Below are 24,432 nucleotides of genomic sequence, written 5' to 3' on the forward strand. Positions count from 1 at the left end.
TCCTGGATGCTCGTATCTAGCCTGTTCAGCCGTGTTTCAGATCAGTGTAGGCGTCAATGACGGTGCCTGACTGAGCCAATGATAGTATTTCGCCGCTATTGCGCCTGCGCCGCTTGCAACGGCTGCTGTCGATCGGTTTCTTCCTGCAAAAATTCCATAATCGATTGCGCGGATTTCTCATCCAGACGCAGGTTCGGCATCGGGATTTTTTCGTAACGCTCGAACAGCTCCACGGCAATCGGGTCTTTCTCTTTCAGCATGCGGTCTGGCTCGCGAATCCAGCGGTTGAGCCAGGCCGGGTCGCGTTGACGGGTCACACCGATCAGGTCCGGGCCAATGCTGCGCATGCCAATGCCCTGGCCGTCCATCGGTCCAAGGCTGTGACACGACGCGCAACGGGTGCGAAACAGTTCTTCGCCATTGCTGGGCGGGCGAATTTCCGGGGCGTTGGCGTAGCTTTGTTCAACGCTGGCTTTTTTCCAGTTCTGCAAAGTGTTGGCCAACTGATCGGCCAGAATCCACGGATTCTCGAACGGTGATGCTTTCATCCAGCGACCGGTGCTCTGGTTGCCGACGATCAGGCTCAGGTTGTGGTCCTTGCTGCGCCCGTTGTCGACGCCTTCAATGAACAGCCCGAGTTTCTTGCGCAGCTCGGTGACGTCGGCAAATTCCCCGGTGAGGAATTTCCAGCCCGGCCCGACCTTGAAGCGTTGTGCATAGGCCTTGAGCACTTCAGGTGTGTCACTCAACGGATCAATGCTGATGGAGTAGAAAAAGATGTCCTGGCCGACCCGGTCGCCGAGCAGCTTTTGCACCTGGCGCAGGCGTGCGGTTTCCAGCGGGCAGGAGTCGCTGCATGAGGTGAAGATGAAGTTGATCACCACCACCTTGTCTTTGATCAGGTCATCGAAAAAGTGCACCTGCTGACCGTCCTGGTCGGTCAGCAGGGTGTTGGGGAAATAATCGCCGCCCCAGGGTGTCGCCGACTCCGTCGGCGCCAGCACACCCTCATGGGCCAGCAGCACCTGACTGGCCAACAAACAGACAACCAGTACCAATATCAGGTGCATGCCCAAGGCGCGGGAGCGCGGCGTGTGAATGTTCGTGTTCATGTCGGCTCCCTCGCGGCGTTTCATGGTTTGACCGTCACTTTAGGGCCGAAGCCGTCGCCAGTACGGAAGGTAGGCAGTGCGGCGGAGTTGACGTAGCGCACACCATCCCAACTTGGCAGCGGTGTTGGCATCAACTGGAATTGCCCGGGTTTTTCAATGTCCCAACGCAGCAGCATCGAGTTGTCTTCATGCTGGGTGTTGTGACAGTGCTCCATGTAGGTCCCGGCGAATTCACGGAAGTTGATCGCCATCTCGACGTTGTCCAGGCCATCTTTTTCCGTACCGATGCGGTACACGTCCTTACGCGCCCATTTTTCCCATTCCGGTGGCGCCTTGCCGCCTCGACTGAGGATGATCCCCTCCTCGAAGTGCACATGCACCGGGTGGCTCCAGCCACTGCCGCCGAGCTTGATGTTCCAGACCTCCAGGGTGCCGAAACCGGCAGCCCCCGCATCGGTCGGACCGTTAGCCAAGTGAGTCGCGGTGTTCAAGCGACGCGGGTCCATGTGGAAGCCGAAGCCGCCATCGGTCTTGACCGTCCACGGTGCTTCATCGGTGCCGTCCGACCGGCCGAAGGTGAAGGTGCGGTGACGTGCCTGAGCGAGCAGCGCCTTGTCGGCCGCGTTGTCGCGATGGATCTTCAGCGGGATCATCACCAGGCCTTCGGCTTTACCCGGTTTGGCCGGTTCGTAGAGTGCTGGGTCCATGGCCAAGTCTTGACCGGTATAGGCCTTGACGTTGAGTTGCAGGATTTTGCCCACCGCCGGGTCACCCTTGTCCCACATTGGTCCTTTGCTGGTTTGCTTGATCACCGCTTTGTAATTTTCGGAGAGCACGTCTGCCAGCGATACGGGCTCTTTCGGACCTTTACCGTCGTCATGCACCAACAGGTTGACGAAGAACACCTTGTCGCCAGGCTTGATGCCGTTTTTCGCGAAGTTGACGATGATGTCGAAGCGTTCGGCAATGCCTTGGGTCGGCAGGATCGCGTTGTGGTTCTGTTTGTCGCCGTCGGCGTCGAGGTCCATGGTGCCGTCAAATGGCACGCTGTGTTCCATGATGTTGCCGTCGTTGGCAATCATGTGGAACGGCACGCGGGCATAGGACACCCCCGAACCTTTAGGGCCCTGGAATTCGCCGCTGGTGCCTTTGATTTCCCGCACCATCGCCAGCTTGTAGTAACGCGACACCGAGCCATTGAGGATACGGAAGCGGTAGCTGCGAGCGCGCACATCCAGGGTCGGTTTCCATTGCCAGTTGACCAGCACCTGGTCACCGAGGAAGCCGTCGGTGTTGAACGGGTTGAACCACAGCTGACCGCTTTGATCCCAAGCCTTGTCGGCCACCACCAGGTTGACGTCGTAGTCGCGGTTACCCCACGGCAACGCACTGCCGCTTGGGAAACGCAGGTTGACGCCGTCGTTCACCGATTCATTGCCACGGTCCAGGGCGCTGTAGTAGTTCATCATCGCCGCGTTGCCCTTGTAGACGTTCTGCGCGGTGAAATCGAGCATGTGGTCGTGGAACCAGTGGGTGCTCATGGTTTCGCGCCAGTCGCCACGGATCTTGATCGTGCCGTTCTCGCAGGTCTTGCGGCTCGGGCTCATGTCATTGGTCCACAGGGTTTCGCCCGGTGCGCAAGGGAACGCCGCGCGTGGATCGTGCGCATCGGTGTTGATCGTGTCGTAGCCGGCCAGCTGGATCGGCCAACGATAGTCGTAATACTGACCAGGGAAGAAAAACGCGTTGGCATAACCGTCGCTTTCCGCCGGGGCGTGGCCGTTGTGTTCGTGGGTCGTGATGGTGTGCAGGCCAAAGCCCATGTTGGCCGACGGGTCGATTGGCAGGCCGTTGTAGTGACGCATCAACACCGGCTGGCCGTAACGCACCATCAGCAATTTAGGCGGCAACGTGCCGTCGAAGGTCCAGACCGAGTTGTGATTCTGCACCGGCATGTTCGGGTGGAAACGCGCATCGACGCCTTTGGCGGTGCCATCGGTGGCCTGTACACCGGCGACGTTGTGGTAGAGGCCACCGGGGCCAAACTCGCCCACGGCGTAGCCATGCATCTGATGACTGTCACGCCACCCGGTGTTGGTCCTCACCCCGGTTTGCACGGTTTTGTAGGCCATTTGCGGGTAGAACTCATTCCAGCGCTGATGTGACCAGCCCTTTCCTGGCGGACGACCTTCAGCCGCCGAGCCGATATGGCGATTGAGGAAAATCTCGATCTGCGCCTGCCAAGGGTTGCGGTCCACCACGTTGGAAAACTGACTGGGGAACGGCGTCAGCCCCGGTTGACGCATGAAGGCATCGAGTGCCGCGCTCGGTGGTGCACTGCGGGCCACACTGGTCGGGTCCTGCTGTGGCAACGGGCCGATCGCTGCCGGTGGAAACCCCAAGGGCGCCGCCGGTGTGGTGGGATCGAGTTTTTCCGGGCCGAACTCTTCAAACAGCACCAATTGCTGAGTAAAGGGCAGAGCACCAAACAACGGGCTCGGCTTGCCATTGGTGGGGTAATTGAAACTGGTCTGCACCGCAGGTGGCAGGGCATTTTCTGCGCGAGTTTCGTCGCGGTTGCCCTTGACGCCATCGGGCAAATCGAAGGCGTCCTGGTTGGCCTCCGGCATGCTCAAAATCGCATTCAACGCCGTGGCTTCGTCAGCCGGCTCATCGTAGTAAGCCGAAGGGTCGGAGGGTTCAGGCTGTCGCTCGTCATCGATCGGGCTGGCACGCAGACTCGCTGTGCCCAGCGTCATCGTCAGAACGACGCCAACAGGCGCCAATAGGCCAAACCATTTGTAGGGATAACGAGCTTTTCTTTCCATCACCAGCCGCCTCGAAGTCGTGAAGGGGGTAATGGGGTTTTGCAAAGAACTCGCCAGATTTGTAACTGATTTATACGAAAGTATTAACACGCGCTAAAACAATGGCTTATCAACATCAATGTGCCATATCCGGAAAAAACGACTGGGGCTTGACACCCGCTAACGGGGAAAGTTCATACCCGCTTTCAGGGAATCCGATTAAACGACAAGCGGACAGTAGTGCCCTCGCCTTCACGGCTATTGAGGGTAACTCCGCCCCCGAAACGATCCATGATTCGCTTGACCAGCACCAGTCCGACCCCCAGCCCGCCTTGCTTGGTGGTGTAAAACGGACGGAATGCCATGCTGCGCTGTTCTTCGCTCATGCCTTTGCCAGTGTCGCTCACCACCACGCAAATACCTTTGGTATCGGTTGGCTCTAGCGTGATGGTCAGGGTGCCACCCTCGTCCATGGCTTCCAGTGCATTGGCCAGCAAACTATTGAGGATCTGCGTCAGTTGCACCTGCTGGCTAAACACCATTGGCGTTTCCTTCGGCTGAAACACCACGTGAATCCCCGCCTTGGCGATTTGATGCTCGAAGGCCAGCAGACTGTCATGCAAACACGCCACCAGGTTCACCGGCTCCGCTTCATCGTTGAGCGGGCGCAAGGATTGCAGCAATTCCCTGATCCACTTCGACATGCGGTCCACCTGCCCGACGATATCGTTGATGTTCTTGTGCGCCGGGCCGCTGTCAAACTCCAGCGCCAGTTCGGCACTTGAGCGGATCGTCGCCAACGGGTTGCGCAGGCTATGGGCAACTGCCGAAGACATCTCCCCGAGTACAACAAAGGTTTCGTTGGTGATCAGTTGTTTTTGCTGTGTGGCCAATAGAATCGCCGCCCGCCGCACGATCCAGTACAGCCCCAGGTAAATCAGCCCGCCGCCCAACGCGGTGGCCAGCCAGATCAGCGCCAGGCCGCGCTCCATGCGTTCGATCAAATCCTTGGGCTCCTTGTAGATTTCGACCATCGCAGTGACGGTCTCGCGGTCGGCATCGAACAAGGGAATGTAGTTCTCAATAAATATGTAGTCCGGCGGCGTGACAAACTTTTGTTCCATACGCCCTTTGTCGACGCTGTGATAACTGGCAGATACCGGGGTTTTGGAAGCGAACGCTTGATCGAGATCGGTATCGGCATGAATCCTGGTGCCCATCAATGCCGGATTGGTCGACCAGATCACCATACGATCAGGCGAATAAATGTTGGCCAGGATCACGTCGGGCAAATGTGCGACATGGTCAAGGAACTCGCCCCGGGCACTGGCACGGGCCATCGGGTCGACGTCGGGGAAATCCTTGTCCTTGCGTGGGTCGAGCAGCTCGCCCATGGTCCGCACGTTAGGGATCGAGACATGGCGCACCTCCGCCGAGGCAATCGCTTCAATGAACTGGGAGGTCAGCAATGCATCGCGCTGCACGCTTTCGGTAATCACGAAACGCGTGGACACAGCCCCCAATGCCACCGCCACCGTGCCGATCACCGCCATGCTGATCAGCGAAAACCAGCGCAGCAGATTGAACGGCCGTTTGCGCGAGCTCAAGCGAATATCACCCTGTTCTTTGAGAAGGGCTGTTACTTGCGAATTCATGGCCGATGTTCCCCGGTACTCCCTATAGGGTTATAGCCCACTGCTCGGCGATTGCCCATTTCCGGGGGGCTCCCCCCCTCTTTTCCCCACCTACCCACTGGCCCCATCCACCCCCAAAAGTGGGGACAGTCGCCCGCTTCGGTGTCCGTCGCCGTCAGACCTTAGTAGCACCCCACGCCATCACTACGGGCCTCTGCCGCCAGTTTTCAAAGATTGGTATGGAAGTTGCCGACCTCACCCGCAACTGACCCGTCCCCGAGGGGCGGTACTCTGATAGAGGGAATACTCATGCACCCTTTACTGTCCAAAACCGCGACCGCCCTGGTCGTGACCGCTCTGGCTCAAGGCGTTGCGCACGCGACGCTGTTTGCCGTGGACACCGGACCCTACTTGCCCGCCAACGGCAATTTCGCTGCTTGGTACCAAGACACCCACGGCCGCACCCTGGACTTATGCCTGTCCAAGGCTGTCAGTTCCAGGGTACCCAGCGCCCCTGGCGCCCCGACGTACATGTGCTCGTTGATTCCCGCACCAGGTGTTTTCGACGACACCCAACCGATGGTCTTCCCGACCAACTTCCCTGACGAAGCGTTCTGGGCGACCGGCGAAACCACCATCGTCGATGCGGCCCGAGGCATCGATCTTACCTATGTCTCGGCAGTCGAAGCCGCCTTCAGCGGCGGCGACCCCGTGGAAGGCGACCAGATCAGCTTCGCGCGAATCCGCATCCGCATCGATGTGCCCGTTGCCGGGACCTATGTCGTGACCCACCCCTACGGCGTCGAAGTGTTCACCGTCGATACCCCTGGGCGGCGGGCGATCAACATGACGCGGGACATCGGCATCGGCGCAGCGAAAACCTATGACGGCGCGCTCAAGGGCGATGTCGGGCCATTCTTGCGCAGTGTCAACGGTCCTTATACCGAGACCAACCCGGTCAACGGCGCCGCCGAACAATTCGTCGGCGACCCGAACCTCACGGAAGCCGTCACCGGCAGCCCGTTCAACACCAACTACGTGCGCATCGAAGGTCCCAATGGCCTGGACTTGCGTACCACCCTCTTTGCTGTCTCCGGCAAGCTGTCCAGCGTGGTCCGGCCAACCCCGGTCATTGCGCAGCGCAGCACCTATTCACGGCATGCCGGCACCAGTGCGCCTGAGGCCCAGCAGGATGTTTTCGTCCTGGCCCCGCCGCCACCGGCGACTGTGACCCTGGACAGCAATAACCCGGTGCTGAACTTGACCGAAGCGGACAGCACCGGCCACTGGTATGCGCAGTCGTCGACCAACCCGACGTTGCCGAGCACCCTGCAAGTGACCGCCGACAACCACCTGGCCATCGCCAGTAGCACTCCCACTACCCTGTCGTCGCCCCTGACCGACCTTGTGGTGATTTCCCGTGCCGAGTACAGCCTGAACAGCGGACAAATCACCATCGTCGCCTCGACCAGTGATGAAACCTCACCACCGGTGCTCACCGCCACCTCGGGTACGGGAGTCGCCATTGGCGCCCTCATTGGCGATGGCGCAGTGAAAAGCCTGGCCACCGGCATCTCGCCGAATCCGCCAGCCCAGGTTCGAGTGACGTCATCCAATGGCGGCAGCGACACCGAAGAAGTGGTCATCGTGCAATGAACGCTCTCATGCCCAGATCCTCATCAGGAGGCATCATGAACAATTGGCCACGCCTGGCGCTCAACGCCTTGGGACTGACTCTATCGCTGTCCGGCAGTGCTTTCGCGCAACTCGCTGCCGTTGACCCCGGCCCTTATACCTTTGCCTCCGGGAAGTTCCCGATCTGGTATCAGGACAACAATCTGCTGTCGATGGAACTGTGCCAGTCCCGAGCCGCCAGCTCGCGGGTCCCCGTCAGTGTGCCACCGGCTTACATGTGTACCCTGCTGCCGACACCTGGCATTTTCGACGACACCCAGCCGATGGTGTTCCCGGATAACTGGCCAGACGAATCCTTCTGGTTCCTCGCAGAAACCAATATCCCCAACAACGCCGCAGGCTATGGGATGGACGCCTACGTCGCCGGGATCGAGGCTGCATTTGCCGGCGGAAACCCGCTCGACGGTGATCAAATCAGCTTCGCGCGGATCCGTATGCGGATCAACATTCCCGTCGCCGGCACCTATACCATCACCCACCCTTACGGCGTGGAAACGGTCAACGTCACCAGCCCTGGCCGGCGTGCGATCAACATCACCAGAGACGTCGGCGTCGGTGCGCCAGGGGTCTTCAGCGGCGCGGTCAACGGTGCCATCGGGCCGTTCCTGAAAAGCGTCAACGGGCCTTATACGGAAGTGAACCCGGACACCGGCGCCATCGAAACCTTCGTTGGCGACCCGAACCTCACCGAAGCAGTGACCGGTAGCCCCAACAACACCAACTTCGTGCGCATCGAGGGGCCCGCCGGGACTATCCAGGCCAACCTCTTCACCCTGTCCGGCAAAGTGCTCGACAACCGTGCGCAAACACCGGTGGACTTGAGCCGTGCCACTTACCGCCGCACCTCAGGAACAGGGGGCATCAACACCCGCGTCGAAGTCTTCGGTAAAGCAGACACCGGCTCAACCCTGTGCTTCCGCGAAAGCATCGCTCTGGTCCCCGGCCCGCCTGTTTCGCCTTGCCTGACCACCATGGTGGGTGATAACAACGGCGTGTTCTTCGGCCAGCATCTCCTGGTCAATGGCGCTGTGCCTCCCGTCGTCGTGATCACCGCCACCAACCCGACCGGTTCGACCCGCCCGACGTCCGTGTCGAGCAAACTCTCGGACGTGGTGAAAATCCAGACGGCTCGCTACAGCTGGAGCAATCACAGCCTGCTGATCGAAGCCACCTCCACCGACGAAGTGGGCATACCTGACATGGTTGCCCAGGGTTATGGAAGGCTGTCGAAGAACGGCACTCTGCAGAGCTTGACCGTCCCGGATCTGACGCAGCCACCGGCCACCGTTACGATCAAGTCGGCCGCGGGCGGCAGTGACACCGAGCCAGTGGTCGTCGTGGGCAAGGCACCGGACACCGGTGAGAACCAGGCTCCGATTTCCGTCGCCGACACGGGCAGCACCAGTTTCGGGGTGCCTGTCACCCTCAACCTGCTGACCAATGACAACGACCCAGACGGCAACGTGCCACTGACCATCACCGCACTGACCCCACCGGCGGCCGGGCAAGGCACCGTGGCATTGAGTGGCACAACAGCCGTGGTCTACACGCCACCCGCCACCGTCACGACACCGCTGACCACGACCTTTACCTACAAGGCCCAAGACTCTAAAGGACTGGCCTCGACCACCGCCGCGACCGTGACCATTACGGTGGCACCTAACCGGCCACCAGTGGCTGTCAACGATGCCGCTACGACCCTGGGCGTGGCGATACCGATCAGTGTGCTGGCCAACGACACCGATCCGGAAGGCAACGTGCCACTCAGCGCAGCCATCGTGAGCCAACCGGCGGCCGGTCGCGGCACCGTCAGCACCGACGGCACCGTCATCACCTACACCCCACCGGGCACGGTGACCACGGCCTTCACCACGACCTTTACCTACATCGCCCGGGACAGCTTCGGCGCCGCGTCGACGCCGGCAACGGTCACGGTGCAAGTCTCGCCAAGGCCTGCTGCGGAAACCTTCACGGTGACCACGGCCTCTGTGACGGCTCGCTCCAACAACCGCTTCACCTGGGACTTTGCGGGCACCTCATCGGTGACCACCGGCAACACCATCACCATCAAGGTGACCACCCCGACCGGGCTGGTAACCCTGGGCAGCACCGCGGTACCGGTGAACGGTCGCTGGAAGCTCACGGTGAACAACACCACCACGGTCATTCCGTCGGTTAATCCGACGGCCACCATCAGCTCGTCCCAAGGCACCGTGCGCTCGGTGTCGGTGGTCTCGAACTGAGCCCTCGCCCCATCCACCGTCACGGTGGATGGGGCAGGCCGTTTGACAAAGGATTGAATCATGAAAACGCCGACCGCCGCCCTGCTCTGCCTGCTCCTGCTTTGCAGCAGTGCGGGCGTGCGCGCCGACGACTTGATGGAAAACGACGACCTCGGCCCGGGCACCGACCTTGGCGAGTTGCCACCGCCGGTTGGCCAGCATGCGCTGATCGATCAGAACGGTCAGGCCAATGTCGCGCTGTTGCAGCAGAACGGCCAGTCGCTGCTCGGCACCATTGTCCAGTCGGGCAGTAATCAGGAAGCGTACATCCTGCAACAAGGCAACGACCTGATGGCAATGATCAACCAGCAAGGTTCGGGCAATAACGCCGCCATCACCCAGAACGGCAGCCACAACCGTGCGCAGATTTCCCAGAACGGCAACAACAACGACGCCAGCATCGACCAGGCCGGTACGGGGCTCTCCAGCGCCGTGACCCAGTCCGGCAACGGCATGAGCGTTTCGGTCAAACAATATCGCTAAGCACTGCATCACTTTGGAGGTTTCACCATGTTCAAACTGACGCCCCTTACCGCCGCCATCCTGGTCATTGTCAGTGCCCAGGCCATCGCCGATGACAGCGTTTCCAACCAGAGTCAGTTCGGTGATACCAACATCGCCGATGTCAAACAGACCGTGGCCCCGTTCAGTACCGCCACCCAGTTGCAACAGGGTCTTGGCAACGACGCGGCGGCGGTGCAAGACCACGCCAGCAGCACCATCGACCAGAGCCAGGCAGGTGAATACAACGCCGGCTATGCCGAGCAACTATACGAAGACGGCAGCACCATCACCCAGCAACAGGCTGGCTCCCTGAACGTCGCCCATGCCAGCCAGTCAATCGGTGTGGGTAGCAGCGAGGCGCTGCAACAACAGTCAGGCAGCGGCAACTTCTCGTTCATCTATCAGGACAGTCAGGACGCTACGACCGCCAAGACCTACCAGTTCGGTGACAACAACGAAGCCAACATCGAACAGACTGAACTGGGCGTCGCCAATAACGCGACAGTCATCCAGTACGGCAACGGCAACTACGGCACCGCTGAACAGACGTTCCAGACCAACGGCCAGATTGGCATCAACCAGGCCGGCAGCGGCAACTATGCCTACGGCGACCAGCGTGACGGTGACGGCAGCACCCTGACCATCAACCAGCACGGCGACCTCAACGGCACCGAAGTCTGGCAAGACAGCCAACTCGCCAGCGAAACCACCATCAATCAATACGGGCAGTCCAACGAAACCGTGGTCGACCAGAGCTTCGGCGAAAACAACTCCGCGACAGTGCTGCAAGTTGGCGACCTCAACGCCATCTACGCCGACCAGTTCGAGTCCCTCAGCTCGACCGTCGCGCTGTACCAACAGGGCACGGGCAACGTGCATTTCACCTATCAAACCGGCGACGGCCATGTACTCAACGCCACCTCGATGGGTGACGGTAACAAGGTCTACGCCAGCAACTGGAAAGGTCCGCAAGCGGGTGGCCAGTTCGGCAGCAACCAAATGGCAACCGTCAATCAGTACGGCAGCAACAACGTCGCCAACTTCACCCAAAAAGACACCGGCCACATCATGACCACCAACCAGTCCGGCACCGGGAACAAAACCACGGTCAGCCAGGCTGATTCCTACAACGAGCTGTACTTCGACCAGAACGGCAGCGACAACATCCTGATCTCCGACCAGCGCGGTGAGACCAACCTGGCGCAAGGCAGCAGCAACGGTTACGGCAACAGCACCGAGTTCGACCAGTCCGGCAGCAGCAACCAGGCATACACCGCACAATACGGCAGCGACAACATGATCACGGTCAAACAGGCTGACACCATGAACGTGGCCTATGTGACCCAGGGGGGCAGCGGCAACATTGCCAGCGTCGACCAAAGCGGCATGACCCAGACGGCAACCGTGCAGCAATATGGCAGTACCAACAAGGCCACCGTGCTACAGCAATGAGTTAATGGGGGGGAATAGACCGCGACCCTTGGTGCTGGGTCGCGGTTTTTTTATTTTGTCGGATAAAGAAATCAAACAAAATCTGGAAGCGATTGCACTCCGTTGCGCAATGGAGAGATCGATGAGGCGGACTTCAAGGCAAAACGCGAAACCGGGCGACTCAGACCATAATGCTCGCGCAGCGTACTGCCCGCATATTCAGTTCGGAACAGGCCACGCTTGCGCAGAATCGGCAGCACTTCATCGAGGAACACTTCAAAGCCCTCGGGGAACGCTGGCGGCATCACGTTGAAACCATCAGCAGCGCCACTGCGGAACCACTGCTCAATCAGGTCGGCAATCTGCACCGGCGTACCGACCGGCACCCAATGCCCGCGAGCACCGGCCAGGCGATTAATCAGCTGGCGCAGCGTCGGCTTCTCGCGGTCGACGATGTCGATGATCAACTTGAAGCGACTGGACTGGCTTTCGCTGCTGTCGAAGTTGATCAAGTGGCGCGGGAATGGCGCATCCAGATCGTGACCGGACAGGTCGACCCCCAACATGCGGCGTAGCTGGCCGAGTGAAACGTGCGGCAGCACCAACTCGTTAAGCTCATCGAACTTGCGCTGGGCTTCGGCTTCGGTGCTGCCGATGTACGGGCTGATGCCCGGGAGAATTTTCAGCTGACGAGGGTCACGCCCCACCGCCTTCGCCCGGGCACGGATGTCGTTGGCGAATTCAGTCGCGCTTTGCAGGGTCTGGTGCGCGGTAAAAATCGCTTCAGCATGCCTGGAGGCGAAATCGCGGCCATCCTCGGAAGAGCCGGCCTGCACCTGCACCGGTCGACCCTGCGGGGAGCGTGGCGAGTTGAATGGGCCTGCGACCTTGTAGTGAGTGCCCACGTGGTTGATCGAATGCACCTTGTCACTGTCGGCAAACACCCCGGAAGCCTTGTCCAGCACCAGTGCATCGTCCTCCCAGCTGTCCCACAGGTCACCGACCACCTGCACGAATTCTTCGGCCTGGGCATAGCGGTCATGAGCCGACGGATGTTGCTCCAGGCCAAAATTGGCGGCGGCTGCCGCCATCGACGTGGTGACGATATTCCAACCGGCGCGACCCTTGCTGAGGTGGTCCAGCGCACTGAACGAGCGAGCCAGGTTGTAGGGCTCGCTGTAGGTCGTGCTGGCCGTGGCGATCAGGCCTATGCGTTGGGTCACCGCGGCAATGGCCGCCAGCCAGGTAATGGGTTCGAAACGAATGCGCAAACCTTCACGCCCGCTTTCGGCCAGTGACGGCGAGTCAGCGAAGAAAATCGCATCAAGCTTCTCGCGTTCAGCGCGTAGCGCCAATTGCTGGTAATAGCCGATATCCATGGAGAATTCCGGCACCGACTGTGGGTGACGCCAGGCGGCTTCGTGATGGCCGTTGGGGTAGATAAAGAGGTTAAGGCTGAGCTGGCGTTCGGACATTTCCCGTTCCTTGAAAAAACACGCTTAAAAAGATGAGCTCGCGCGCGGCGCAAAGGCTTAGTGCAGCTCGGCGAAATCACTCAGCACATCGTCGCGCAGGGCGATGAAGCGGCTGTCACTGCGGTTGCGCGAGCGCGGTAGATCGATGTCGACAATGCGTCGGATGCGGCCGGGATTGGGCTGCATGACCACCACCCGATCGCCGAGGAATACCGCCTCATCCACATCGTGGGTGACCAGGATCATGGTGATTTTTTCCTTGAGCCAAATGTTTTGCAGCTCGCCCTGCAGGCGCGCACGGGTCAAGGCATCGAGTGCACCCAGCGGTTCATCCAGCAACAGCACGCTCGGTCGGTTGACCAGGCCGCGGGCTATCGCCACGCGTTGCGCCATGCCGCCGGATATCTGATGCGGATAGGCATCGATAAAATCGTGCAAGCCGACCAGTTCGACGTGCTCGCGCACAGTGTCGCGTTTCTGCCGGGCGCTCAGGGGTGAGTTCTTGAGGCCAACAGCGACGTTCTGCTCGACGTTGAGCCAAGGGAACAAGCGGTGATCCTGAAAGACGATGCCGCGTTCCAGGTCAGTGCCGTCAATGGGTTTGCCATCGAGCAGGATGCGCCCGTCGTATTCTTCGTCCAGGCCAAGTATCAGTCGCAGCAGCGTGGATTTGCCGCAGCCACTGGCGCCGACGATGCTGATGAACTCGCCCGGTGCAATGTCGAGCTGGATGTTGTCGAGTACTTGCAATTGAGTCGAACTACCCGGTCGGGAAGCGAAACGCTTGCTGATGTTTTCCAGGGTCAGGCCGTTGTTGAGCATGTTGCGATCCTTTTGAAAGTGCCAATCAACGAGGAGCGATGCCATACAGGCGCTGCATCCGCCGCTCAAGTGTCCGCGCCAATGCGTTGAGGCCCCAGCCCACCAGGCCGATAATCACCATTCCAAACAACACCAGGTCCATCATGAAATGTTCGCTGCCATCAATCAGCGTGTTGCCAATCCCCTCCCCTGATACCAACAGGTACTCCGCGCCGATGGTCGCCAGCCAGGAATAGACCAGCGCCAGGTAAAGCCCCGTGAAAATCGACGGTAAGGCGGAAGGCAGCATCACCCCGATGATGGTTTGCCAACGGGTGAAGCCATACACCCGCGCCACCTCCAACAGGTTGGGGGGGACGTTGCGCAAACCGTCACAGGTATTCACCACCACCGGCACCAGTGCGGCCAATGACAAGAACACCACCTTGGCCACATCGCCCAGGCCGAACCACACCGAGATCAACGGAATCCAGGCGAATAGAGAGATTTGCTTGAAGGTATTGAAGCTCGGTCCGACTAATCGCTCGAAATACCGCGACAGGCCCAACAGGCAACCCAGTACCAGGCCCAGCGTGGTACCGATAAAAAAGCCACTGAGGTTGCGCGCCAGGCTGGCAGAAATTGCCCGCCAGAATTTGCCCGAGGCCATTTGATCCCAGGCCGTAGCAGCGACTTTTTCTGGCGAAACGAACAGCCCCGATTGGCTCCATCCCTGGTTTGATGCCAGCCACCAGACGGCTATGGCGGCAATGGGCAAGATCCAACCGCGATATCGGCGGCTACCGCGACCGACTGACAAGATCGCACTCATGACAGGCGCCCCCCGGCAGTTGGCCGCCCCCGATTGAGGCGTTTCTCCGCGTAATCGAAACCGCGGTCTATCACCAGCCCGAGTGCCCCCACCACCACAACGGCCGCCATCACCAGGTCCAGTTGAAATAGCTGACGCCCGTAGACGATCAGGTACCCCAGCCCCTCACTCGATGCCACCAATTCGACCACTACCAGCGATAACCAGGCTTTGGTGAAGCCCAGACGTAAACCGGTAAACAACGTCGGGATCGCCGCAGGCAAGACGATGGAGGTGACGCTTTGCCGACGACTGAAACCGTAGGCCCGGCCGACTTCCAACAACCCTTTGGGCGCCTGGCGGAAAGCCTGCAAGGTACACAGCGTGATCGGCACCAAGGCCGCTTTGGCAATCAGCACATACTTGAGCGTCTCACCGATACCGAACAGCAACAGGGCAAACGGTAACCAGCCCAATACCGGTATTTGCACCAGTGCGTTGAAGGTGGGTAACAGATAATCCTCCAGGGTCCTGGACAATCCCATGGCCAGGCCCAGAGCGATGCCGATCAAGGCGCCCAATGTAAATCCGACGACCACCCGCTGCAGGCTGGCAGACGCGTTGAGCCAGAGATCACCGCTGGTGACCAGGTCCGACAAGGTCTGGTAAACGTAGACGGGTGGTGGCAGAACCTGCTCTGAAAGCCAGCCGCGTTCCACCCCCAGGTACCATAAGCCCAGCAACACCAGCGGCAACAGCCAGGGCAAGGCCTTGTCACCCAGACTGACGCGCCAGGCTGAGGTGCGCGACACCTCAACCTTGCGTACTGGGCGGGCCGCTGACGGTGGAAAACGTTTGACGTTATCGTTCGGTGCCGGCGCCGTGTACGGCTCTAGTCTGACGGTCTGTGCCCTGGCCATTTGCCTAGCTCCCTTGCTTGCTGGTCGCGGCCGCTACTGCATTACCAGCCGGCTGTTTGCCATCCGGTCCGTAGGGCGTCCAGTAATTCTCAAGCCCCTTGGTTTTGAGGGATTTTTGCAAATAACGGGTCTCGAACCAGCCATCGATACTGACGGGGCGACGGATCAGTTTTTCTTCCTTGGCTTGATCCGCCACAGCCTGATAGCGACTCAGCAGGAAGTTGTCGACCAGAGGCGAAGCCCTGTCCCTGATGCTGACCCCGGTAAAGTCGGCGCGCAGTGATTCTGCGGGCTCATTACTCTTGGCCCATTCAGTGAAGACCGCGTCACGATGGCTGTCTTCCGACGTCCATTTCGCCGCGTCCACTAGCGTATCGACGACCTTTTGCACGTTGTCCGGGTGTTCTTTTTCATAGGCCCCCCGAACCACCAGTGCAGTCTGCCGGGTGTAGCGCACATCCTGAGTGGGGTTGTCGTAAACGATGTCGATCAGACCTTTATCGCGCAGTTTGAACAGTTCGCGACCGCCAAATGCGGCATCTACCCCATTGGATACCAATGCAGCTTGAGTGCTGCCGGTATCGAGGTTGATCACCTTGATTTCGCGTTCGGTAAGACCGTGCTCCGCCAAGAGGTTGATTGCCACCAGGTGGCCGTTGGTGCCACGAAACAGGGCGACTTTTTTGTCTTTCAGATCCTCAATGCTTTTGATGGGAGAGCCCTTGGGCACGGCCAGGTAAAGATTGGCGCGTACACCCAATGCCGCCAGCAACTTGGTGTCCAGTCCATTGGAGCGCCCGACGACTGCGGGCAGATCGCCCTGGTAAGCGAAGTCGAGTTGCTGGTTTGACAGGGCTTCGTTGACGGCCGGACCTGCCCCCTTGAAGAAGAACCATTGCACCTCGGTTCCGCTTCCAGCGAAGGCTTTCTCCAACAATTGCTGGTTACGCACGATGCCCAACGTCGAGCCACTGAAGGTGACCGGGTCACCGCCGCCAGCCGTCGCTACACCAATACGCACTACATCAGCCTGGGCCAACGGTACCGTCAGTACCACCGCGAGCGCGGCAGCGATGCGGCCCTTGCGAAACAGGAAATCAGCTTTGAATGAGGCCATGGACACGTCTTCCTTGAATCAATGAGAGTCGGCCGGTCAGGCGGCGAGATGTTTTTTGTCGGCTTCGGTTTTCGGCGAGCGGGTGTCCGGGCTTGGCTTGATCGCCTGGCTCAAGCGACCATCCACCCCCACCGGCACATCACCGTCGATGGTGGTCCGGCGCACGATGCGCTGGGCGTCGCCGTAGTCGTTGATCGCAATGTGCTGCGTGGCGCGGTTGTCCCAGATCACCACATCGCCCTCCTGCCAGCGCCAGCGCACAGTGTTGTCGACATGGGTAATACGGTCGTGGAACAAGCGAATCAGTTGTTTCGAATCACCATGACTTACGCCCTGTATCTGTTTGACAAAGTGCCCCAACAACAAACTTCTTTCACCCGACTCCGGATGCACCCGCACCAATGGATGTTCGGTTTCGTAGACTTCAGCCGCAAACTGTTCGCGATAACGTTTAATACCCGACTCATCGGTATTACGCGGCGCCGCATAGTCATATAAGTTGGTGTGTAACGCGCGCAGATTATCTGCAAGTTGTTTTAATGGCTCGGGCAAATCAGCGTAGGCTGCCGCCGTATTAGCCCATACCGTGTCGCCGCCGTAAGGCGGAATGACCACACCGCGCAAGATGGATATTTTCGGGTAATTGGCAACGAAGGTCACATCGGTATGCCAGGAATTGGCCCGGGTTTCCTTGGCATCAAGGTTCAGAATGGCGGTGCTTTGCTCAGCAGAACGTACGGTTGGATGCGGCACCTGGTCACCGAAGCGCCGGGAAAAGGCTTCGTGTTCAGCGTCATCCAGATGTTGGTCGCGAAAGAACAGAACTTTGTATTTCAGCAGTGCTTGATTAATAAACTCGAATTGTTCAGCACTGATATGTCCATCTAATTTAACGCCTTCCAATTGCGCGCCAATTCGACCCGCGACCGGTTTGATTTGAATTGCCATCGAGCTACCTCCTGTCTCACGAGTTGTTGTGAGACAGATCATAAAGACATAAAAGCAGCCCTGACTAATCACAAATTATTATAAAGATATAAGTGCATCCATATGCTTAAGCCTCGATTAAATTCAGCGAAAAGCTATAAGACCACGGTTATTAGCTAATTACTTTTTAGTTGAATAGACGAACGAATATCGATACGAGTATCCGTTTCGATAGCCGTCTTTGAGAAAGGGTATCAATCGGCCAATCGCAGCCAGCTTCCCTACTTTGACCCGGGTACATCAAGGGAAGAGCCAGGTCGACCCGAAGGCCGCCCCGGCGCTCACTCACTCTCCGGATCAACCTTGGTCTGAGTCAGGTACCGGTCCAGCGTCGCATTAGCGTCAGGCGTATTATCCCCCGCCACCTGCCACAACTTCCGCTCAATCCCCTGCGCCAGCAAATGCCCCACAGCCGACTCAATCGCCGACAACACACACAACTGCGCCGGCTCGTTCGTGGTGTACCCCACCTCAGCCTCAAGCAACTTCTTGAACTCGATAAACTTGAACACCCCCGCACTGCGGCCAACGGAATAAATCGTCTTGCTCGTCATCACGTTAGCCAGCACCTGCCCACTGCGCACATCCACCGCCCGCAAGTTCACCGTCACCTGATCCACCCGATACTCCCGGGAAATATCGATCCCCAGATAACGCGCGCCCTCCCCGCCACTGCGCACATTGGTGTCATAGGCAATGACCCCGCCCTCGAGCATCATGTTCGCCGCTTGCAGCGGAGGCAGCTCACCCTGGATATTCACCGGCGTATTAGGTTTTTTTTGCGAGGCACGAATGATCTTGCGCTCGGTCAGCAGGTTCTGCAGACCTTCACGTTCCAGCACCACAAACCAGCCGCTGGCCTGCAATGCATCCATCAACATACTCGCCGCACCCTGAGTCACACTGGTCGAAAACGAACTCGCCGGGGTCGGTTTGTATTGCCCCGTCTGATCGCGAAAACCGTACACCACTGCCATCAACCGGCCCTTGGGTCGAGGCAAGGCCAACAAGTCGTAATAGGTCGACGCCCGAGGTGTCAGGGTCGGGGTTTCGGTGTCCTGCTCGGCCGACATCGGCTGACGCAGATTACAGCCTTGCAACATTGCCACCATCAGCCCTAGCGCTATTATTTTTTTCATATCCCTAACTCCCCATCGTCCCAAAACCCCCTCAAGGGGCCAGGCCATTCACCTGAATTTCCGACACTTCACCGGTCGATCGGTCCGTCACTTCAATGGTCAGTGCACCGGAGTCATCGACAACGTTGACGATAAAAGCGTCGGTAGAAAGGCTCCCCGAGTTGCCCGAGGATATGTTGTCCAGCACTTGCCCCAGCAAGCGTGATTGCAACTGACTGGTGAACCGCTCCAGGGCCGAAGTCCCGGCCACAGCGGTGCGGCTTTTCAGGTCAGGGTCGTCGTAGTCGTTCTGCGCCTGGGCGTTGTTGAGCAGCCAGGTGCCGTTCAACGGGTTGCCGCCGAACGAGGGGTTGATGGGGGTGTAGACCAACTCCGTGGCCTGGACCACGCTACCGCTTCCAAGCCCGAGCAGTAGCATGCCGGTGCACTGCAAGAACGTTTTCGTTTTCATAATTCGTCCCTCTCCAGGTCCGTAGTGTCTTGCAATAAAGCCTCCAGCTTCTGCCGGACAATCTGCGCGCGGACCAAGTCGGCTGCCTCATAGGCCTCGTCCTTGAGTTCCACGGTGTTTGGCGGCAGGAAGCGCCGATAAACCAGCCGCTGCCGAAATTCCACGGTCACCAGGCTGCCCCAACGCGCCGATGGACGTTCGCGGACCACCAGGTTGAAATCCATCCGGCTGGAGGCACGCAGTCGTTCACTGAACGAGTAGTAAAAGTCGTGGCCGATGTGCGAGATCGTGTCATCGACGATGAAACCGAGCATTTCGTCCTCTTCAGCGGCGCTGGCAAAGGACGCCACGCACGTGAGGATCACTGCCGCCAGCCAGCGCCTCGTCATGGCGCCAGTGCCTGAGGGGTCTGGGACTGAGGCTTGGGCCCGGACGCACCATCATTGAAGGCTTTCTCGGCCACGAACTGCCAGTCCTTGTAGCTCGCCATCCCGGCGAAATCGGACCATTGACTGGGGAAGTCAGTCTGCTTGAGCGGCGTGTCCGTCGAGGCGCTGCTGAGGCCCGTGATGCGCCCATCGAAACCGCGCATCAACTCCCATTCACCTCCTCCGTTAATCGGGTCCGGGTACAACTGCCGCAGATGGTGCTTGGGCGATGGGAAACGCTCGTCCTGTATCAAGTCGGCCAGCTCTTTGGGGTACTGCGCAAGACCTGGCGAACTGCGGTAATAGCTGCGCAGTGCCTGGGCGTATTGGGTCCCGACCCACAGCAATTGGCGTTCGCGGTCCCGGCGCGAAGCGGTTGCCCACAACTCGCCGGCACTGGCCAGGCCCATGCCCATGATCATGATCAGAAACAGCACACCGAGGTAAGTGAACCCCGCCTCGTCGGCCGGCTTACCACTCGGAATACAGGCTGCCATCATGCGCCCTCCCGGTGGCTCCACTTTTGATATCAGCCACCCCGCCCGCCACGCCGTCAGGGGGCGCGACCAAGACCCAGGTGTCCTTGCGCTCGGCAATCGGATCCGTCGGTGAATTGCGCAGATAACGCTTTTCGACCAGTTCATCGAGCGAATCGGGATAGCGCCCTGTGTCGCCGTAATAGTGGTCCAGCGCTTCACGCATGGCCGACAGGCTCTGGCGCAACGTGGTCTCTTTCGACGCTTCAAGGCTGTTGAAGTAGCGCGGCAAGGCGATGGTCATCAACGTCGCGATGATTGCCATGACCACCATCAGTTCCAGTAGGGTAAAACCCTTTTCTCGACGCATATGCTCACCACTCCCGGTACGCGATGCCGTTGAGCCCTTTGCCGCGGGTCTTGGAGTAAACGTCAAAGACGTCTTCGCCCTCCTGCGGGTTTTCAGCCGAACTGTCATAAGAGCGCACGCCCCAGCCACCGTCGTCGTCACGCTTGACCGTGGCCAGCGGGTCATGAGGCACCCGACGCAAAAAGTAGAACTTGGCCCCCTTGGCGCTGCGCACATCGCGCACGCCTTCCACCAACACTTTGAGGTTCGGTGGATAACCGCTGCTGTTGAGCGTCTTCTCGATATAACCGGCATCAAAGGCACGTTTGTAGGCGTCGATGGCGTCGCGAATCTGGTACAGCGCGGCGCGCATCTCTTGCTCTTTGCCCCGACGCACCACGGTCTCGGTCAGCGGCGCGGCCATGCCGGCCAGCAGGCCGATCAGGGCCAGCGTCACAACGACTTCGATCAAAGTAAAACCACGTTGCGAGGCGTTCATGATCAAGGCTTCTCAATGGTCACTTGAGTGGTAGCGGCCGCCACCGGCCGGCCAACGGTCACTTGAGTGGTGGCAGCCGTCACCGGCCGGCCAACAGTCACTTCGGTGCTGATGCCAGTCATTGGCCGATCAATGTGCTCATTCTGGATCTGCGGTTCCATCCGGCGGTCCGGGGCCTGGATGTGCATGCTGGTTTCGGTACCGGTCGTGAATTCCATGTCCGATGGGCTCTGGTACGGCAGGTTGCGCACGATCCGCGGGGTAATCGACAGCACCAACTCGGATTTGCTGACGTCGTCCTTGTTGCTGCCAAACAAGCGGCCCAAACCGGGAATGTCGCCAAGGCCGGGAATCTTGTTGCCGGTGCTGCCATGGTCATCACGCATCAGGCCGGCGAGAATCTGGGTTTCACCGTCATGCAGACGTAGCGTGGTTTGTGCATTGCGGGTATCGACCTGGACCGGAATGGTGCCCTGAGCGGTCGGCGTCAGCGGCGTGGCGTTACTGACTTCCAGCGCGATCTTGATCGCCACTTCGTTGTTCAGGTGCACGATGGGTTGCACTTCGAGCTTGAGACCGACGTCAAGGTAGGTCACGCTTTCGGTGATCACCGGGCCCTGGGTCGAAGGCACCGAGGTGGCGCTGATGATCGGCACGCGCTGACCGATGTGGATGCGCGCCTGTTCGCGGTTGCTGACCCGAATCACCGGGCTGGCCAGGGTGTTGATGTCTTTGTCCTGGGCGTTGATCTTGGCCTGAGGCGATGGGTTGATGGTGATCCGGCTGGAGTCGATGCCTTTGAGTTGATCGAGAACGGACACCGCCGAACCATCGCTATTGATCACGCCGAAGGTGTTCGGCCATTGCAGGCCAAGGTCGAGAATCCGCTGGGTGGCGACTTCCATCACTTCCACTTCCAGTACCACTTCCGGATTGGACTGGTCTTGCGATTGCAGGAGCTTTTCCGCCATGCGAACGGCGTCTTCAGTGTCGCGCATGGTCAAGGTGTTGAGGCGTTCGTCGACAAACACGTCGCGGGTCTTGAGCATGGTTTTGACCATGTTCAGTGCGGTGTTCGCATCAATGCTGGTCAGGTAAAACGTGCGCATCACCAGCTCTTGGTAGTCCTTGAGTTTCTGTGGTGAATCCGGGTAGATCAGCAACGTGTTCTCATTCACCACTTTCTGGTGCAACTGGTTCTGTTGCAGCAGCAGTTGCACGGCGTCCTCAATGCGCACGTCACGCACGAAGATCGTGGCTTTCATGTCCGGGCGCAGGTCCTTGTCGAAGATGAAATTCAAACCTGCCACCTGGGACAAGACTTCGAAGATGGTTTTCAAGTTGGCGTCGCGAAACTCCAGGGTCACCGGCCGGTCCAGACGAGTACGCAGCTGTGGGTACGGCACCACGTTGCGGCTCTGCACCAGGCGGATGTTGCCTTGCAACTCCATGGCCCCCTCGTTCTTGGGGTCGAGTTCGAGGATCTGTTTGACCTGACGGTCGGCACCGTAGATATCGCCACGGCGCAGATCGCCACGGGCCAGTTCGAGTTTTTCATCCATGCTGCGCAGGTAGTCGAGTTGGTGCAGCGCGTCCTGGGCGCGACGGTTGTTCGGCTCGATGTTCAATACCCGGTGGTAGGCCATGCGCGCCGAAGCAAAATCGCGTTGTGTGCGGTCCATGTCTGCCTGGGTCAATAACGTCTTGACTGCCAGGGCACGTCCGCTGTTGAGGGCTATGTGCAGTTGAGTATCGCGAGGGTCTTCGCGCAACCCTTCCTCAATGCGTGCCAGGCCGGCTTCATACTGCCCTGATTCGATCAGTGCAGTGGCCTCCTGGTTAGCGACCTGCGCCGAACTGCACGCAGCCAGCGCTGCAGTGATGCAAACGCTCAACAGCAAACGGGATCTGTTCATTGCGCGCTCCCCACAGACAAAGTCTGGGACAAATGCAGAGGCAAGTAGACAAAGCTGAGTTCCATATCGGATATCCGCTCGATCTTCCATGTGTCGTCGATCACATCCCCTTTGCGTACGACGTATATTTTTTCGCCGCTCAACAAAAATATTTGCAGGTCGGAATGGTCATCAAGCTTGCCAACGAACTGGAATGGCATCGGCGGTACGCTGGGGGCTTGTACCACCGGGGTCTGGTTGACGAGTTGTTGTTCGGTGACGCTGGCCAGGGTCGGCGCCGGCTTCCAGCTGCGGGAGGAAAACAGGTCGCCGGAGGGGCTCAGGTCCTTGATCACCGCCGGTTTGCCATTGGCGGAGACCGCTGACAGCGCGCCCCCGGTTTTGTTTTTGCCGGTGGTTGCCACGGCGGTGGACGAATCATCACCGTCGTCCGCCTGCTGGAAGTATTGAGGCCCCCAGGCCAGCCCCGCGGCCACGCCGAAGAACGCCACCCAACCCGCTACACGTTTGGTATTCATCATGACCTCGACAGGTAAAGGGTCATGCGGATCCGCCCGGTCAGGTCGGTGTCGGCGATCTTTTTACGCTGCAACTCCAGGTCCTCCACCACCACCGCCGGTAACTGGCCGAGCAAGGCGTGCAGGAAGCGCCGCAGTTGCGGATAGCTGCCCCGCACCGGCAGCAGAATCTGGTAACGGGCCAGGTGCGTCTTGGGGTCGATGCCCAGTGAGTACTCACCGCGGCTCAGGGTGATGTGTTCCTGCGTGGCCAGTGCGTAGATTTTGTCGATGGCCACGGTGGCCTGAGGCTGGGCCGGCAGTTTGCTGCGGAAGTCGTCGAGTTGGCGCTGCGGCACCACCGGGGCGGCGACGCTGCCGTCTTCAACCTTGGCCAGGTACTCGCCGGCTTCGCGGGTTTGCTGGCTCAGCTGTTGCAGCGCTTGCCAGTCCGGCATCAACGCGCCCAGGCCATACACCAAGCCGACCACCAGCAGCGCCATGCCCGCCAGACCAGGAACGCCCAGGCCTCGCAGGTATTCGTGGACGATCAATCTAGGGATTCGCATCGCCGATCTCCCAACTGGCCGACAGGTTGAATTGCACCGGGTGTTCCGGCACGTTGGCGACGATTTCGTGGCTGAGCAACGACACGTCGGACAGCTCTTCGCTGGCTTCCAGACGCTGGTGAAATTCGAGCATGGCTTCCAGATCCCGCGCCTCGGCGCTGATCCGCACCTGACCTTTGCGTGCGTCCGGGGTCAGCGCCAGCAAGGCGATGTTGTCGCGCGGCATGGCTTCGAGCATGGCGAACAGACGCTCCCATGGCCGGCGCAGTTGCTGTGAAACCTTGCGCATTTCCGCCAGGTTCTGTGCCTGCTCGCGGGTTTCGGCCGGGGTCAGCGTGGGTTTGCTGCCGGTGTCTCCGGTGAGGACACGCTGGGCGTGCTGCAAATGTCCTTGCTGCTGCGAGGCCTCGTCATTGAGGTGTTGCTGGACGAAGACGCACACCAGCGCCAGTACCACGCCACCGCCCAGCAAGCTCCAGCCCAATGGACCGGAACGGCGACGCGGCTGGAAGTCGAGCATCAGCGGGCGCAT

23 protein-coding genes are annotated in these 24,432 nt (G+C 59.5%); 4 read left to right on the top strand and 19 right to left on the bottom strand.

From position 1 onward, the window contains the following. Positions 1–95: 95 nt before the first annotated feature. The 3 genes from C7534_RS27980 to C7534_RS27990 all read right to left on the bottom strand — a co-directional run bounded on the left by C7534_RS27980 (position 96) and on the right by C7534_RS27990 (position 5,574). Positions 96–1,136, bottom strand: coding sequence for an SCO family protein (locus C7534_RS27980; protein ID WP_109787753.1), 1,041 nt, complete (start codon positions 1,134–1,136; stop codon positions 96–98). Further along, complete coding sequence (locus tag C7534_RS27985; protein ID WP_109787754.1) at positions 1,133–3,940, bottom strand: multicopper oxidase domain-containing protein; 2,808 nt, start codon at positions 3,938–3,940, stop codon at positions 1,133–1,135. Before C7534_RS27985 ends, C7534_RS27980 begins: the two co-directional genes overlap by 4 nt. A gap of 185 nt (positions 3,941–4,125) precedes the next feature. Further along, the gene (locus tag C7534_RS27990) at positions 4,126–5,574 is read right to left on the bottom strand and encodes a sensor histidine kinase (RefSeq protein WP_109787755.1); all 1,449 of its coding nucleotides are present in this window, start codon (positions 5,572–5,574) and stop codon (positions 4,126–4,128) included. 288 nt (positions 5,575–5,862) lie between these two features. On the opposite strand from C7534_RS27990, the gene C7534_RS27995 reads away from it, so the two are divergent. From C7534_RS27995 to C7534_RS28010, 4 genes are read left to right on the top strand one after another with little or no spacing between them, the layout of a single operon-like run. Continuing rightward, on the top strand, positions 5,863–7,209 hold the full coding sequence (locus C7534_RS27995; protein ID WP_109787756.1) for a hypothetical protein: 1,347 nt from the start codon (positions 5,863–5,865) through the stop codon (positions 7,207–7,209). 35 nt (positions 7,210–7,244) lie between these two features. Continuing rightward, positions 7,245–9,491 carry an Ig-like domain-containing protein gene (locus C7534_RS28000; protein WP_109787757.1) on the top strand — a complete coding sequence of 749 codons (2,247 nt, stop codon included), beginning with the start codon at positions 7,245–7,247 and terminating at the stop codon, positions 9,489–9,491. A gap of 60 nt (positions 9,492–9,551) precedes the next feature. After that, complete coding sequence (locus C7534_RS28005; protein ID WP_046027956.1) at positions 9,552–10,013, top strand: curlin; 462 nt, start codon at positions 9,552–9,554, stop codon at positions 10,011–10,013. Between the two features lie 27 nt (positions 10,014–10,040). Next, on the top strand, positions 10,041–11,486 hold the full coding sequence (locus tag C7534_RS28010) for a curlin (protein ID WP_109787758.1): 1,446 nt from the start codon (positions 10,041–10,043) through the stop codon (positions 11,484–11,486). A gap of 71 nt (positions 11,487–11,557) precedes the next feature. Here C7534_RS28010 and C7534_RS28015 read toward each other — a convergent pair whose 3' ends face one another. The 16 genes from C7534_RS28015 to C7534_RS28090 all read right to left on the bottom strand — a co-directional run bounded on the left by C7534_RS28015 (position 11,558) and on the right by C7534_RS28090 (position 24,432). After that, positions 11,558–12,940 carry an LLM class flavin-dependent oxidoreductase gene (locus tag C7534_RS28015; RefSeq protein ID WP_109787759.1) on the bottom strand — a complete coding sequence of 461 codons (1,383 nt, stop codon included), beginning with the start codon at positions 12,938–12,940 and terminating at the stop codon, positions 11,558–11,560. Positions 12,941–12,997: 57 nt separating this feature from the next. Then, positions 12,998–13,762, bottom strand: coding sequence for an ABC transporter ATP-binding protein (locus C7534_RS28020; RefSeq protein ID WP_109787760.1), 765 nt, complete (start codon positions 13,760–13,762; stop codon positions 12,998–13,000). A 25-nt stretch (positions 13,763–13,787) separates the two neighbouring features. After that, the gene (locus C7534_RS28025; RefSeq protein ID WP_046027960.1) at positions 13,788–14,573 is read right to left on the bottom strand and encodes an ABC transporter permease; all 786 of its coding nucleotides are present in this window, start codon (positions 14,571–14,573) and stop codon (positions 13,788–13,790) included. Further along, the gene (locus tag C7534_RS28030; RefSeq protein WP_109787761.1) at positions 14,570–15,472 is read right to left on the bottom strand and encodes an ABC transporter permease; all 903 of its coding nucleotides are present in this window, start codon (positions 15,470–15,472) and stop codon (positions 14,570–14,572) included. The genes C7534_RS28025 and C7534_RS28030 overlap by 4 nt, the downstream gene beginning before the upstream one ends. Positions 15,473–15,476: 4 nt before the next feature. Continuing rightward, positions 15,477–16,589: an ABC transporter substrate-binding protein gene (locus tag C7534_RS28035; RefSeq protein WP_109787762.1), complete on the bottom strand. Its 1,113-nt coding sequence runs from the start codon at positions 16,587–16,589 to the stop codon at positions 15,477–15,479. A gap of 36 nt (positions 16,590–16,625) precedes the next feature. Continuing rightward, positions 16,626–17,537 (bottom strand): TauD/TfdA dioxygenase family protein, encoded by a 912-nt coding sequence (locus C7534_RS28040; RefSeq protein ID WP_109787763.1) that lies wholly within the window; start codon positions 17,535–17,537, stop codon positions 16,626–16,628. A gap of 320 nt (positions 17,538–17,857) precedes the next feature. Continuing rightward, entirely contained in the window at positions 17,858–18,715 is an 858-nt protein-coding gene (locus tag C7534_RS28045; protein WP_109787764.1) for a CsgG/HfaB family protein, read from the bottom strand. 31 nt (positions 18,716–18,746) lie between these two features. Next, complete coding sequence (locus tag C7534_RS28050; protein ID WP_046027965.1) at positions 18,747–19,166, bottom strand: curli assembly protein CsgF; 420 nt, start codon at positions 19,164–19,166, stop codon at positions 18,747–18,749. After that, positions 19,163–19,555 (bottom strand): curli production assembly/transport protein CsgE, encoded by a 393-nt coding sequence (csgE, locus tag C7534_RS28055; protein WP_109787765.1) that lies wholly within the window; start codon positions 19,553–19,555, stop codon positions 19,163–19,165. The genes C7534_RS28050 and csgE overlap by 4 nt, the downstream gene beginning before the upstream one ends. Beyond that, positions 19,552–20,091 carry a type II secretion system protein gene (locus tag C7534_RS28060; RefSeq protein WP_046027967.1) on the bottom strand — a complete coding sequence of 180 codons (540 nt, stop codon included), beginning with the start codon at positions 20,089–20,091 and terminating at the stop codon, positions 19,552–19,554. The genes csgE and C7534_RS28060 overlap by 4 nt, the downstream gene beginning before the upstream one ends. Then, positions 20,066–20,440 carry a type II secretion system protein gene (locus C7534_RS28065; RefSeq protein WP_046027968.1) on the bottom strand — a complete coding sequence of 125 codons (375 nt, stop codon included), beginning with the start codon at positions 20,438–20,440 and terminating at the stop codon, positions 20,066–20,068. The genes C7534_RS28060 and C7534_RS28065 overlap by 26 nt, the downstream gene beginning before the upstream one ends. Positions 20,441–20,444: 4 nt before the next feature. After that, complete coding sequence (locus C7534_RS28070) at positions 20,445–20,918, bottom strand: type II secretion system protein (protein ID WP_046027969.1); 474 nt, start codon at positions 20,916–20,918, stop codon at positions 20,445–20,447. 2 nt (positions 20,919–20,920) lie between these two features. Beyond that, positions 20,921–22,834: a secretin N-terminal domain-containing protein gene (locus C7534_RS28075; RefSeq protein ID WP_109787766.1), complete on the bottom strand. Its 1,914-nt coding sequence runs from the start codon at positions 22,832–22,834 to the stop codon at positions 20,921–20,923. After that, positions 22,831–23,352, bottom strand: a complete 522-nt coding sequence (locus tag C7534_RS28080) for a hypothetical protein (RefSeq protein WP_109787767.1) — start codon at positions 23,350–23,352, stop codon at positions 22,831–22,833. The genes C7534_RS28075 and C7534_RS28080 overlap by 4 nt, the downstream gene beginning before the upstream one ends. Continuing rightward, the gene (locus C7534_RS28085) at positions 23,352–23,900 is read right to left on the bottom strand and encodes a GspMb/PilO family protein (RefSeq protein WP_109787768.1); all 549 of its coding nucleotides are present in this window, start codon (positions 23,898–23,900) and stop codon (positions 23,352–23,354) included. The genes C7534_RS28080 and C7534_RS28085 overlap by 1 nt, the downstream gene beginning before the upstream one ends. Further along, the gene (locus C7534_RS28090; protein WP_046027973.1) at positions 23,887–24,432 is read right to left on the bottom strand and encodes a PilN domain-containing protein; all 546 of its coding nucleotides are present in this window, start codon (positions 24,430–24,432) and stop codon (positions 23,887–23,889) included. The genes C7534_RS28085 and C7534_RS28090 overlap by 14 nt, the downstream gene beginning before the upstream one ends.

The organism is Pseudomonas sp. OV226 (assembly GCF_003148705.1).
In the GTDB taxonomy this organism is placed as follows: domain Bacteria; phylum Pseudomonadota; class Gammaproteobacteria; order Pseudomonadales; family Pseudomonadaceae; genus Aquipseudomonas.